Here is a 12438-nt window from a genome sequence, read left to right as displayed (position 1 = left end):
ACCCATGCCGACCGGGCCGCCGCCGAGCGCGCGGCCCGGTCGGCATGGGTATCGTGCATCATCGGCAGGGCGCCGAACAGGATGGTGCAGTAGTTGAACAGCCTGTAGGACCAGCCGAACTTGAAGAAGGAATAGCCGAACAGGGCGGTCAGTCCGACCACCTTCATTTCGAAGGCGGCACGACCGCTGTATTCGACGAAGGCCAGATCCCGGAAGACGGCATCGACGCGGTCGGTCTGCCCCAGCAGGGCAAAGCAGCCGCCGATGGCGAAGATCGAGGTCGAGGCGAAGAAGGCTGTGCCGTTCTGCAACCCGGCCATGATCTGGGTATCGATCATCTTGAGGTCGCGCGAGAGCGAATTGTAGATCCACTGCCGCCGGCGTTCGGCCATGGCCTGGTTGAGGCTCTGGCGTGACAGGACCGGCTCCCCGCTGGTCAGCCAGGAATAGCCGATCCAGAGGACCGCAAACAGGGCGAGGGCACCATAATCGATCAGGGTCATGGCAGGGCTCCGTGGCACGACGAATCCGGCATCGTTGGCCACTTCATGCGTCAATTGCCGCAGGATCACAAGCGGCGGCGCAGTTCACGGATAGCTGACGCGATCTGCACGGCGAGGGCGGCTCTCGCCCGTTCGAATTATGGCAAAAAAGTGGTGCGGAGCGCCGTTTTGCGGTTGCGAAGATGAAACGTCATTAATATACGGTTACAGCCTCGCGCGCAGATCGCGCAGGCGTGCCATCGGAGAGACCATGGAAGACAGCCTTCAGAAGTCCTGCTGGGGAGTGACCGTCAAGGCGCTCGCAGGTTTCGCCGCCATCGTTGCACTCGCCTATCTCTGCGGCACCTTCTGAGACATCGGCCTCCTGACAGGCGTTTTGCTCCATTGCGACCGGAAACAGCGGGACTGTCGCATCCGCTTCATCGCGTGTCGGAGCGTCGCCGGACTTGTGCCTTTCGCATGTCTAGGTTTTGTGCGATCTGACTTGAACAGAATTCAGGATCGCGCGCCATGTTTCTCTCCGTATTCGATGTTTTCAAGATTGGCGTTGGCCCCTCCAGCTCCCACACCATGGGGCCGATGTCGGCGGCCAACCGCTTTCTGGATCTGATCGTGTCAGATGAATGGCCCCGGCCGAAAGGTGCTGCGGTGCGGCATCTGAAGGTCAGCCTGCACGGATCACTCGCCTTTACGGGCATCGGGCATGGAACGGGCAGGGCCGTGATCCTCGGCCTGATGGGCGAGGCACCCGATAGCGTTGATCCGGACCGGATGGAGGAGATCCTGGAGACCGTGGAGCGGCAGGGGCAGGTGACGCCACCCGGCCATCCGCCTTACGTCTTCCAGCCGAAGGACGATCTGGTCTACGACAAGAAGGTGCCGCTCTCCGGCCATGCCAATGGCATGCGTTTTTCCGCACATGACAAGGATGGTCGCCTGCTGTTGTCGCGGATCTATTATTCGATCGGCGGCGGCTTCGTGGTGACGGACACCGAACTGGAGGCCATGCGGGGCCAGCAGGCAAAGTCCGCCGACAGGGTGCCCTATCCGTTTGCCTCGGCCCGCGAGATGCTGGACATGGCCCGCAGGTCCGGGCTTGGCATTGCCGCGATGAAGCGCGCCAACGAACTCACCAAGATGAGTGCCGCGGAACTGGACGAGGGGCTGGACCGCATCTGGGCGGCGATGAACAGCTGCATCGACCGGGGTCTGAAGGTTGAAGGCATCATGCCCGGCGGGCTCAAGGTCAAGCGTCGCGCCAAGGCGATCCATGACAAGCTGACGGACGAATGGCGCAGCAACCGGCTGAACCCGCTTCTCGCCAATGACTGGCTGAGCGTCTATGCGATGGCCGTCAACGAGGAAAACGCCGGCGGCGGGCGTGTCGTCACCGCGCCCACCAACGGGGCGGCTGGCGTCATTCCGGCCACCATCCGCTACCTCCTGCATTTTCACGAGGATGCCACCGTGGATGACATCCGCACCTTCCTGCTGACGGCGGCGGCCGTCGGCGGCATCATCAAGCACAATGCCTCGATCTCGGGTGCGGAAGTCGGCTGTCAGGGCGAGGTGGGTTCGGCGGCGGCCATGGCGGCGGCGGGGCTGGCGGCCGTGATGGGCGGTTCTCCCGAGCAGATCGAGAATGCGGCCGAAATAGCCCTCGAGCATCATCTCGGCATGACCTGTGATCCCGTCGCCGGCCTCGTGCAGGTCCCGTGCATCGAACGCAATGCACTGGGCGCCGTGAAGGCTGTCACGGCGGCGTCGCTCGCCATCAAGGGGGACGGCACCCATTTCGTACCGCTTGATGCGGCGATCGAGACCATGCGCCAGACCGGCCATGACATGAGCGAAAAGTACAAGGAAACATCGACCGGAGGCCTTGCCGTCAACGTGGTCGAATGTTGAAGCGCGGCCTTGATGTTTCATCTTGACCTTGCGGCCTGAAACCGCTTCAAGCGGGCCATGGCACTCCATCTGATCAAGCTCTGCGTCGGCGCCGATTCCCTTCAGGACCTTCGGGACTGGGTGAACGAGCGCTCTATCACGGCAATCGCCGCCGGCCTCGAGCCTCACACCACCCATGTGACGCGCATGGTGCCGAAGCGGGTGGAAGAACTGCTGGATGGCGGATCGCTTTACTGGGTGATCAAGGGGCAGGTGGCTGCGCGCCAACCGCTCCTCGACATCCAGACCACCACGGGCGCCGATGGCATTGCCCGTTGCGTGCTGGTGCTCTCGCCGCAGATCATCGAGACAGCGCCGCAGCCCAAGCGGCCCTTCCAGGGCTGGCGTTACTACAAGCAGGAGGATGTGCCGCGCGATCTGGGTGCCGTTGGCGAGGATCTTGCGGAGATGCCGGAGCATCTGAGACGCGAACTGGCTGATCTCGGCCTGCTCTGAGCGGTTTCCACGCCTGCGGCATTCTTGTATGTCGCCCGGTTCTCGTCGGACCCGGGCTGCGAGCGCAGGACAGTTCCTGCGCCGCTGTGTCGGCAGGCATCCGGCGGAACGCGTACAGCGCTGCGCCGTTTGGATCGCATCAACGAAGCTTCATGTAGATCGGCGCGCGGCCGGCGCGGGCAGAAACATGCAGATGAATCTGCGCTTCCGGCTGGGAGTGGCGCCAGGCACGCGCCCCGTGGCAGAGAAGCATGCCGACGAGGTCGCGCGTGCGCTCGCGCGGCTTGGGAATACCCATGCCGGCCAGCCGCATCGCGGCCTCGTGCAGCGGGTGAAGTGCACCCTGCATCAGCTTGCCCTTTGCCCCTTCGGGCAGATGGAAGTCGATGTTATTTTCATTCATTGCCATGACGACCTCGTAACGCAAAAACAATCGAGGAGCAGGATCGGGCGGTTCACACCGCCCGGACGGGCAGGCACTGCCGGCCCATCGTGACCGGTTACTGCTGGGCAGCCCAGCACTGTACGCCCTTCTTCTTCAGGGCATTGCAGGCATTGACGGCGGACTTCTGGTCATCGAAACCGCCGAAGCGGGCGCGGTAGACCTGCGAGCCGCCGGTATTGACGGCAACGGCGAAGGGCTTGGCGGAGCGAAGCGCGTGGCCAACCTTGCCCTGCGCGCTTTCCAGCATGTCCATCGCGCGGTCCTTGCTGTCGGATACGCCGATCTGGACGACCCAGCCTTCGGGGAGTTTCTGACTGGCAGAGGCGCGGGTCGAGGCCGTCGTCAGCTTGTCGGTGACAACCGGCTCCTCGTCACGAGAAGCCATCTGCCGGGCTGGCTCCGGCGCACGGGGCGGGGCGGTAACGGACGGACGGCTCATCGCGGCAGCGACGGCTGCGGCCGCGCCCTGCGACGTCGGCTCTGCGGCATAGGCGGAGGCGCCGGCAAGCTTTTCCTGGGGCATGCGGGCGCTTGGGGCCGGCGCGCTGGTCGGCAACTCGGCTTCGGCAACCACTTCGGTCACGGCCGCGCGAATGCCGGGTTGCGGCTGGACAGGAACGGGGACCGATGCGGCGGCCGGCGGCGGAGCGACACTGCGCGCCTGGGCGATCAGGTTGCTGGTGGCACCCTTGGATGCCTTCGGCAGGTAGGTCGCGACGAGCTTGCGCATCTGCGCGTCACGCGATGCGGAACTGCTGCCACCGAGGACCACGCCGACAATGGAACGACCATCGAGTTCTGCGGAGGTTGCCAGGTTGAAGCCGGCGGCGCGGGTATAGCCGGTCTTGATGCCGTCGACGCCACGCACCGTTCCGACAAGGCGGTTGTGATTGCCGATGGTCTGCTTGCCGAACTTGAAGACCCGGGTCGAGAAGTAACCGTAATACTGCGGGAAGTGCTGGCGAAGCGCGATGCCGAGGCGGGCCTGGTCGCGCGCCGTGGTCATCTGTGCGGTGTTTGGCAGGCCGTTGGCGTTGCGATAGGTCGTGCGCGTCATGCCGAGTGCGCGGGCCTTCGTGGTCATCATCTGGGCAAAGCGATCTTCCGAACCGCCGACCCGTTCGGCCAGCGCCGTTGCCATGTCGTTGGCGGAGCGGGTGACCAGCGCAAGGATCGCCTGCTCGACGGTGACGGCCCCGCCCGGACGAACACCGAGCTTAGACGGCGGCTGGGACGCGGCATGGGCGGAAACGGGAACCGGCGAATCAAGGCTCAGTCGACCGGATTCGAGCGCCTCAAAGGTGAGATAGAGTGTCATCATCTTCGTCAGCGACGCGGGATAGCGAAGCGAATCGGCATCCTCGCTGTAGAGGACCTTGCCGGTCTTCGCATCGACCACGATGCCGGCATATTTCGGATCGGCAGCCGCAGGCTCTATGCCGAGCAGCAGCATTGCCATCAAGACTACGACCAAACCAGCGGCATTTTTGATTATCGAGGCACCATCCCGGGACCAGGATGTTGTGTTGACCCTATTCAGCACAGCGGCACTCACTCATTGCATGTTATTGTTATCCGGGCGCATCCCCGGCAGCATCCGTTTGCGGCACCTTAAGGGGACAGCGTTACCAAGTGGTTTATGATGAACGCCAGGTTACGATTTTCGCCGGCAATTTACCGCTCGTTGGCGTGCGTCCGGATAGGCTTGCTCGCCTTTTGCGTGTCGAAGGCGGCGTGAATGTGGTGAGGTCGGGATTTTCGGGACGGGAGCCGGGTGACGCGCTCCCGGGCGGAGCGCGGTGAGGCGCCCCCAAACGCAGATGCGGCCTCGTGGCCGCATCTCACAGTCTCGTTCATGAACTTGGGCGATCAGTCAGCGGCGCACGCTGCTGACTGCCGTGGCGCGGCCGTCCTGCAGACGCACCCAGCGTGCGGGATCATCCGCTGACTGGCGCTTGAGATAGGTGTATTCCGTTTCAGACCAGAGCATCACGCGGTTGCGCATGTTGTCGAGCACGAAATCGCCGCGATCGGTGCGGACAGTCAGGACGGCATGGCCTTCGCCATTCGGCTGCAGAACCACGGTCATCAGCAGGTCCGAGGCGTCAAAGCCCTCTTCGATCAGCATCTTGCGCTTGAGAAGGGCGAAGTCCTCACAGTCGCCGGCGGTTGTGGGATAGGTCCAGCGCTCCTCCACCCCGTAGAGTTCCTGGTCGGTCGCCGGCTGGATGGTGGTGTTGACGGTGTAGTTGACGTCGACAATCTTGCGCCACTTCTCTTCGGTCAGAACCAGCGGCCCGGCATCGCCCGAGGTGCGCCGGCACTCGCTCGGATAGTTCTGACAGAATTCGTAGTGGCCGATCGGCGGGTTGGCTGTGGCGGTAATGCGCATGCTGCCGGCAAAGGCAAAGGCCGACTGGCTGGACAGAAGTGTCAGGCACAGGGCGGCAATGCCAGTGCCGATGGGTCGTATGTGCAACATGCATGGTTTCTCCGTGGGTGGGAAAACCATGCCATACGGGGTTTGACTGACCGCCAAATTCCATAGTCAAAACAATGGCTTGTTTTAGTCGAATACCATTCGAAACAGCGCAAAATTCGCCTCGATTGCGCTGAAAATCCAATCTGTATTCGCCTAAAATGCGGAGCGAAATTTCGGCAAGTTTGAATCAGTTTGCGATGATTTGCGCCGAAGGACCTGATTCTCTTTCGCTTTTTTCATGCGAGGCCTCGTTGCCGGACGCCCTGTTCTGCCTTCCGTCGCGGTGGTGGTCAGCCTTCCGAGGCCATGCCGGCGACATGTCAGGCGACAAGATGGCGATGCCTGCCGCTTTTTCCGGCCTTTTCCGCCTTCAAAAAAATGTGCTGGATCGGGATCATTTGGGGGAGGGCTGGCGGATGTTACGGTCAGCGAACGCAAACAGCCGGCAGACAAGGTCCGCCGGCTGCCCATTCTGGTTATCTCCGTAAAATCAGAAGAAGCCGCGCAGGCTTTCCCGCGTCTGGACGCTGGCGAATTCCACGGCCACGCCTTCCGCGAAATGTCTGACCACGCGGCCGCGCAGATGATTGAGCGAAACCGGTGTGCCGATCGGCGGGCGAACGTCGATGTCGAGCGCGGCACCCGACAGCGACAGGTCGACCAGACGGCAGGGGTAGCGCATGCCATCGGGCAGCGTCAGTTCGGCGCGGGTGATGCGGGGCGCCAGGCGATCGTGACGGCGATCCTCGGCCAGGCCAAGTTCATGCCGATTGGCAAGCCAGGTCAGTTGTGCGGCAAGCTTCTCGCGCTTCCGGTCCGTCGCATTGATCGACATGATGAAGCCATCATGGGTCAGTTGCAGGACATGACCCTCAATGCGGCCAAGATGGTCAAGATAAGCGATGACGCGCTCGGCGGGCGAGGGCGTGCCAACGCAGGACATCACCACATCGCCCGGCGACATGTCGCTCGCCGTGCAGGGATATTCCTCATGGTTCGCCAGCATCAGGCGGCCCGGCATGTTGACCGAGACCCGCTGGAACTGTCGCTGCGGCATCGTGTGTGCCGTCGCCGGGGTGTTCTGGGCCGAGAACATCGCTGACTTTCGTCGGTTGCATCGATCCGAACAGATAGCGCTCGATACGTTAACATCCGGTTCCGTGGGCGAGGCAGGTGCTCGCATGCAACCGACAAGATCGGTCAAGGACAGCAAGCGGCCCGCCCGGGCGTCATTCGGGCGGGCCGTATGCGAGGATGCCGTGCTGCGTTCGGCAGGATCAGCCTTCGATGCGCACCGACAGCCCATCAGGACGATAGACAGGCGTCAGCGTATGCCCGTCGAGTGTGATCTTGTCGAAGGTGCCGACGAAATTGGCGGCGCGGATGACCGGGATTTCATCGCCCTTGGTCGGCTTGTAGCCGGCAGCAGGGACAAGTTCGAGGGTGCCGCCTTCGATTGCGGCGCCATTGGCGGCTGTAATGCCGCCATCCTTGCCGGAAACGGTGACCTCGAGGCGGCCTGCCTTGCGCACCGTCAGGCTGCCGCCGAGCCAGAGATCCCTGCTCGCCACAGCGAGGCCGCCGCCGGCGATGTAAAGGTCACCCTTGCCGAAGGCCGTCGGCGATGCGGCGACCAGCAGCCCGCCGTTGACGACCACGCCGCCGGCAAAGCTGTTGTTGCCGGACAGGATCAGGCTGCCGCTGCCATCCTTGGTCAGCTTGCCTGCGCCGGAAATGTCGTTTTTCCAGCTGTCGGCGGCGTTGAAGCCGCCCTTGGCCGCGTCCATGACCACCGCTACATCGCCGTCGAAGCTGGCATAGCCGTCGGCAGCGGCAAACAGGTTGAGGCGGCCCCACCCTTCCGCATCGCTCATGATCGGGAATCCGGAAGGCAGAGCGGTGCTCTTCAGCACGACGCGGCGCTGTTCGGCGGTGAGATAGGGCAGGCGGGTTTCCAGCAGCACTTCCGCTCCCTTCGGCACCACGACCGGCGCCCCGCTTGCGCCGATTTTCGGCAGGCCATAGGTGAATCGGGGCTGGACGAAGGCGGCGTTTTCTTCCCGATCCGCGAAGCGATCAGCCGATGCAGGAGCGGAGTGGGCGCGTGCCAGGAGGTCGGCGAAGCCCGTCGATCCGGTCTGTTTCTGCAGGAAGCTCTGCGTCTGTGCATAGGCTTCCTGCTTGAGTGTCGCATAGTCCGAGCGGTTCAGATTGTAGGAGACGACGGCAAGGGCCTGCATGCGACCGCCGATCACGTCAAAAGGCTGGTGCATGCCGGCATGGATGCGGTTCTCGCCCATGCGAACGGCGCGGGTGATCATTTCCTGATAACGCTGCGGCACGAGATAGGCCATCACAAGAGCATCGCGCCAGGCTTCCGCAGTGTGACCGCTCGGGAAGCCCCCGTCACCAGCCGGCTTGTCGCTCTTGGCAGGCACCAGCTGCGGTACGACGCGCACCTTGTCGCTCCAGCGATAGGGGCGGGCATATTTGAAATAGCGCTTTGCCGGTTCGGTCGAACCATCGGCGCTGCCGGCATCCACAAGATCCACGGCCTTGCCCATGTCGGTATTGCCCTTGGCGCTGCCGACGCCGCGATTGTTGCCCTTGTCGTCATATTTGACGGTCGTCGCATCGGCCGGCATCCCGGTGATCGTCGTGGTTTGCTGAACGCCCTTGCGCCACGCATCCGCCAGAGGGCCAAGACCATCGGTCATGCTGACGCTTTTGCCGCGGCGATCGTCCAGATAGGCTTCCAGATCGTCTTCCGGCGTGTTGGCCGTTGTGGTCTTTATCACATAATCCAGATTGGCGGCGTGCACTTCCGGATGCTTCATCGTGCCGTCGGTTGCGCTGCGCGGCAGCCCGTCCCAGTCGGACTTCGCCACCGCGGGGCAGCCGTCCTTGGCTGGTGCGTCCTGGTCCGCATCAACGAAGGGGCTGCGCGGCGTCCAAAGATCGAGGAAGCCGGACAGCAGGCGTACGCCGGCATTGGTTTCCAGCGTGGCGTGGCAGGCATCACCGCGCTGGTTGGTGGCGCCGAGATCGACATAGGCCGGAACACCGGCCGGCGGCGGTGCGCTGTCGGCATGGCCGGCACCTGCCGGCGGGGCCGGCAGCACGATCGAATCGGCAAACGCCGGGGTCAGGGCTGTCGCCAGCAACAGGCTGGCCGTGAGGGACAAGAGAACGCAGCGGTTCATCAAGAACTGTTCCTTCAGGTTTGCGGGTGCCGGCAGGTGGCAGCCTCGCGGAGCATCAGCGTCGAACCGAGCGGCGCCGGAGGGAGGAGGCCGCACGGCCGATGGCGTCCGCATCAATCTTGTGCGCTGCGGCATGGCGCTTAGTGGATGGCTGCGACAGTTTTCTGACAACCCCGCTGTTTTCCCCGATTTCTTTGGGCAAGGCCCACTGCCTTGTGATGCTGTCCGGGTTTTCGCTGAAGGGGGCCTCATGTATGTCTGGGTACTGAAGGAAAGGCTGAAGGCTCATGGATGATTCCCGTCACACCTCGCCGGACGGCGGTGAACCGCCCCGTCGCAACACGCTGCCGGAGGCCGGTGCCGACCACAGCGGACAAAGCGAGCCACCGCGCTGGCGTCCGCCGCCACAGCCGGCCTTCAACCTTCCGACCGCGCTGACCGTAACGCTTGCCCTGCTCATTCTGCTCTATTTGGTCGACGCTTACGTGCTCAACGAGGACGCGCGCGGCCTTGTGCTGTTCGAACTCGCCTTTACTCCTCTGCGCTATGTCTATCCGCTCGGACAGCAGGGGCTCGAATGGCTGTGGACGCCAGTGACCTATTCCCTGTTGCACGGGGGTGTCGAGCATATCGTGTTCAACAGCCTCTGGCTGACGGCGTTCGGGGCACCTGTGGTGCGCCGCATCGGCACGGTTCGCTACGTCCTGTTCTGGATGACATCCGCGGCGGCGGCCGCATTTTTCCATGCAGCGCTCAACTGGGGGCAGGAGACGCTGCTGATCGGTGCCTCCGGCGTGGTGTCCGCACTCATGGGAGCGGCCTGCCGTTTTGCCTTTCCGAAGGAGGGGGGCGGCATGCGGCGGATGAAGGCCCATGTGCTGCCGCGTCAGGGCATCGTCGGGGCGCTTCGCAACCGTACCGTTCTGGTCTTCACGCTGCTGTGGTTCTTCGGCAACGTGCTGATTGCGTTCGGTCTGCCGCTCGTCGGATCCGACATGGGGGCGATCGCCTGGGATGCGCATATCGGCGGTTTCCTGTTCGGCTATCTGCTGTTTGGCCTGTTCGATCCGTTACCGTCTGAATCAGAAATTGCTTAAACATCCGGAAAACCCCGGCTTTCAGCTGTTGCAAAGCCGCACGACTGCGCGCACCATCTTCTGACGGAGGGGCGGCCTTGGGTGGGAGTTGAAGGGGCGGCGCCTCCAGGACACTGGCCATAGGAGGAATGAATGCCTGTTTCCGTCAAAAACATGCTGGATGCCAAGGGACGCAACGTCGTTTCCGTCTCGCGTGAGAAGACGATCGCCGAAGTGGCGGCGATCCTGCACGAAAACCGTATCGGTGCGGTGGTCGTCACCAGTCTCGAAGGGCGCATTGCCGGCATTTTCACGGAGCGCGATCTGGTGCGGGGCGTGGCGGAAGGTGGCGCTGCCGTACTGGACAAATCGGTCTCGTCCGTCATGACCACCAATGTGACGCGCTGCCGCGAGGAAACCACCCTCAACGAACTGATGGAAGTGATGAGCAGCGGCCGCTTCCGCCACGTCCCGGTCGAGGATGCCGGCAAGCTCGTCGGCATCATCTCGATCGGTGATATCGTCAAGGCGCGCATTCGCGAAGTGGAGGCCGAGAGCGAGCAGATGCTGGCCTATATCGCCGGCTGAGGCTGCACTGCCGTCCATAAGACACCTGTCGGACGCGTCGCGCCGACAGGTGTTTGGGTTGCCGTTCATGAGACACGCGGTCTGGAGCAGTTCCAGCGAAAGTGGGGACCGGTTTCGCGTCAGGAATTGCGTAAAGCGAAAAAGATAGAGGGTTTCGGGCGATTCCGTTTTCGCCGGAAACGTTCTAGGTCGCGAAAACGTCCTGCATCCGCTTCAGCTCGGTGATCCGGGTGCGGGCTTCCTGGTACCCACGGTCGATGATTTCGCCGGCGCGGTGAAATTCCGACAGGCCGATATCGCTGAGCCGCGGATGCAGGGCAAGATCCGGCGGATCGCCGGCGAGGCGTGCCCGCGAAATGCGCTCCTGGATGATGTTGAAGGCCTGCACCATCACTCCCGTCATGCCGATATTGGCTTCGCGCACCCGCGTATGCTGCCCCTGCACGATGGGCTGCACGCTGGCACTGTGCTTGACCACGGCAGAGCGGCCGAAGATGTCATAGTTGAGGTTGACGGCGACGACGAGCGGCTGCTCGTAGGCGCGGCAGACGGAGGTTGGAACGGGATTGACCAGCGCCCCGTCCACAAGCGTGCGGTTGTTGCACTTCACCGGCTCGAAGATGCCGGGCAGCGCGTAGGACGCGCGCATGCCCGTGATCAGCGAACCATTGGTGATCCACACCTCGTGGCCGGTATTGAGCTCGGTGGAAACGGCGACGAAGGGCCGGTCGAGATCCTCGATCGCAATGTCTTCGAGATCCTCCTGCATGCGCTTGGTGAGCCGCATGCCGCCAAACAGGCCGCCGCCGCCAATCGTCAGATCGAGAAGCCCCGCGATACGCCGCATGGTGAGCGAGCGGGCAAAGCCTTCGAGCTGGTCCAGCTTCCCGGCCAGGTAGCAGCCCCCAACGAGTGCGCCGATCGAGGTGCCGGCGATCATGCCGACCTCGATGTCCGCTTCCTCCAGGGCACGCAACACACCGATATGGGCCCAGCCGCGTGCGGCACCGCCGCCCAGTGCCAGGGCGAGCTTGGCACGGCGTGGCGGGGTCGCGACTTGCGCCGGTGTTGCCGGCACGGCGGAGCCTGCCTCTGACTGTGCCAGTTGCGGTTCGGTTCTGTTCCAACTCCAGCTCAGCATGTGATGCCCCGCTCCTCCGGCTGAACGTCTCCCAGAGAGACATTCAGCGCCCGTTCCGGTTTAGAAACCGTTGATGCTTCGACGGTTACCGGAAAGGAGGCATTTTGCCTGCTCAGTGGGCACCCTCGCCATAGACGGCATGGGGATCAAAATGTCGCTGTTCATCGACGACTTCAAGGAGGGGGGCTCCGTCATCGATGCGGACGGCGCGATAAAAGCACGAGCGGCGGCCGGTGTGGCAGCTGGCATCGTGGCCGGCGACCGAGACCTTCAGCAGAACGGCATCCTGGTCGCAGTCGGTCAGGACCTCGACGACCTTCTGCAGGTTTCCGGAGGTTTCGCCCTTCTTCCAGATCTTGCCACGGGAGCGGCTGTAATAATGGGCAATGCCGGTTTGAAGCGTCAGCGCCAGCGCCTCGCTGTTCATGTGCGCCAGCATCAGCACGGCGCCGTCGCGCGCGTCGGTCACCACGGCGGTCACCAGCCCCGCCTCATCGAAGCGCGGGGTGAAGGCGCCGTCGCCTTCGAGCACCGTCTTGTCGGCGGAGGGCGCGAGAAACTCGATCGTCATGCCAGATATCCTGTCAGTCGAGGAGG

General features: G+C 63.3%; 12 protein-coding genes. 4 read left to right on the top strand and 8 right to left on the bottom strand.

The genetic code is table 11. From position 1 onward, the window contains the following. Nucleotides 1-503 (bottom strand): DUF599 domain-containing protein (locus FNA46_RS03550; protein WP_142880958.1); only part of this gene is annotated, 503 nt, incomplete at its 3' end. Between the two features lie 510 nt (nt 504-1013). Between FNA46_RS03550 and FNA46_RS03545 the strand changes: the two genes are divergently transcribed. Both FNA46_RS03545 and FNA46_RS03540 read left to right on the top strand, forming a co-directional pair. After that, complete coding sequence (locus FNA46_RS03545; RefSeq protein ID WP_142880957.1) at nt 1014-2411, top strand: L-serine ammonia-lyase; 1398 nt, start codon at nt 1014-1016, stop codon at nt 2409-2411. 57 nt (nt 2412-2468) lie between these two features. Continuing rightward, nucleotides 2469-2906: a DUF1489 family protein gene (locus tag FNA46_RS03540; protein WP_142880956.1), complete on the top strand. Its 438-nt coding sequence runs from the start codon at nt 2469-2471 to the stop codon at nt 2904-2906. A 139-nt stretch (nt 2907-3045) separates the two neighbouring features. On the opposite strand, the gene FNA46_RS03535 is transcribed toward FNA46_RS03540, so the two are convergent. The 5 genes from FNA46_RS03535 to FNA46_RS03515 all read right to left on the bottom strand — a co-directional run bounded on the left by FNA46_RS03535 (nt 3046) and on the right by FNA46_RS03515 (nt 9036). After that, nucleotides 3046-3315 (bottom strand): hypothetical protein, encoded by a 270-nt coding sequence (locus FNA46_RS03535; RefSeq protein ID WP_142880955.1) that lies wholly within the window; start codon nt 3313-3315, stop codon nt 3046-3048. 91 nt (nt 3316-3406) lie between these two features. After that, nucleotides 3407-4810, bottom strand: a complete 1404-nt coding sequence (locus FNA46_RS03530; RefSeq protein ID WP_142880954.1) for a serine hydrolase — start codon at nt 4808-4810, stop codon at nt 3407-3409. Between the two features lie 414 nt (nt 4811-5224). Continuing rightward, on the bottom strand, nt 5225-5743 hold the full coding sequence (locus FNA46_RS03525) for a transglutaminase-like cysteine peptidase (protein WP_142880970.1): 519 nt from the start codon (nt 5741-5743) through the stop codon (nt 5225-5227). A gap of 580 nt (nt 5744-6323) precedes the next feature. Further along, nucleotides 6324-6929, bottom strand: a complete 606-nt coding sequence (locus FNA46_RS03520) for a PilZ domain-containing protein (RefSeq protein ID WP_142880953.1) — start codon at nt 6927-6929, stop codon at nt 6324-6326. A 181-nt stretch (nt 6930-7110) separates the two neighbouring features. Next, nucleotides 7111-9036 carry an acid phosphatase gene (locus FNA46_RS03515; protein WP_142880952.1) on the bottom strand — a complete coding sequence of 642 codons (1926 nt, stop codon included), beginning with the start codon at nt 9034-9036 and terminating at the stop codon, nt 7111-7113. A 344-nt stretch (nt 9037-9380) separates the two neighbouring features. Here FNA46_RS03515 and FNA46_RS03510 point away from each other — a divergent pair, with 344 nt between their 5' ends. Further along, nucleotides 9381-10133, top strand: a complete 753-nt coding sequence (locus FNA46_RS03510; protein WP_425468661.1) for a rhomboid family intramembrane serine protease — start codon at nt 9381-9383, stop codon at nt 10131-10133. 132 nt (nt 10134-10265) lie between these two features. Then, nucleotides 10266-10700 (top strand): CBS domain-containing protein, encoded by a 435-nt coding sequence (locus FNA46_RS03505; protein WP_142880950.1) that lies wholly within the window; start codon nt 10266-10268, stop codon nt 10698-10700. Between the two features lie 184 nt (nt 10701-10884). Here the strand turns inward: FNA46_RS03505 and FNA46_RS03500 are convergent, their stop codons facing one another. Beyond that, nucleotides 10885-11841, bottom strand: coding sequence for a patatin-like phospholipase family protein (locus FNA46_RS03500; protein ID WP_142880949.1), 957 nt, complete (start codon nt 11839-11841; stop codon nt 10885-10887). A gap of 112 nt (nt 11842-11953) precedes the next feature. After that, complete coding sequence (gene hisI / locus FNA46_RS03495; RefSeq protein ID WP_142880948.1) at nt 11954-12412, bottom strand: phosphoribosyl-AMP cyclohydrolase; 459 nt, start codon at nt 12410-12412, stop codon at nt 11954-11956. Nucleotides 12413-12438 lie beyond the last annotated feature (26 nt).

This window comes from Affinirhizobium straminoryzae (genome assembly GCF_007004135.1).
GTDB classification, from domain to species: Bacteria; Pseudomonadota; Alphaproteobacteria; order Rhizobiales; family Rhizobiaceae; genus Neorhizobium; species Neorhizobium straminoryzae.
This window is presented reverse-complemented; position numbering and strand designations above follow the sequence as displayed.

Coding starts and splice junctions, on each gene's coding strand:
- FNA46_RS03545 (WP_142880957.1), top strand. CDS start 1,014: ATGTTTCTCTCCGTATTCGATGTTTTCAAGATTGGCGTTGGCCCCTCC.
- FNA46_RS03540 (WP_142880956.1), top strand. CDS start 2,469: ATGGCACTCCATCTGATCAAGCTCTGCGTCGGCGCCGATTCCCTTCAG.
- FNA46_RS03535 (WP_142880955.1), bottom strand. CDS start 3,315: ATGGCAATGAATGAAAATAACATCGACTTCCATCTGCCCGAAGGGGCA.
- FNA46_RS03530 (WP_142880954.1), bottom strand. CDS start 4,810: ATGGCAATGCTGCTGCTCGGCATAGAGCCTGCGGCTGCCGATCCGAAA.
- FNA46_RS03525 (WP_142880970.1), bottom strand. CDS start 5,743: ATGCGCATTACCGCCACAGCCAACCCGCCGATCGGCCACTACGAATTC.
- FNA46_RS03520 (WP_142880953.1), bottom strand. CDS start 6,929: ATGTTCTCGGCCCAGAACACCCCGGCGACGGCACACACGATGCCGCAG.
- FNA46_RS03515 (WP_142880952.1), bottom strand. CDS start 9,036: ATGAACCGCTGCGTTCTCTTGTCCCTCACGGCCAGCCTGTTGCTGGCG.
- FNA46_RS03505 (WP_142880950.1), top strand. CDS start 10,266: ATGCCTGTTTCCGTCAAAAACATGCTGGATGCCAAGGGACGCAACGTC.
- FNA46_RS03500 (WP_142880949.1), bottom strand. CDS start 11,841: ATGCTGAGCTGGAGTTGGAACAGAACCGAACCGCAACTGGCACAGTCA.
- hisI (WP_142880948.1), bottom strand. CDS start 12,412: ATGACGATCGAGTTTCTCGCGCCCTCCGCCGACAAGACGGTGCTCGAA.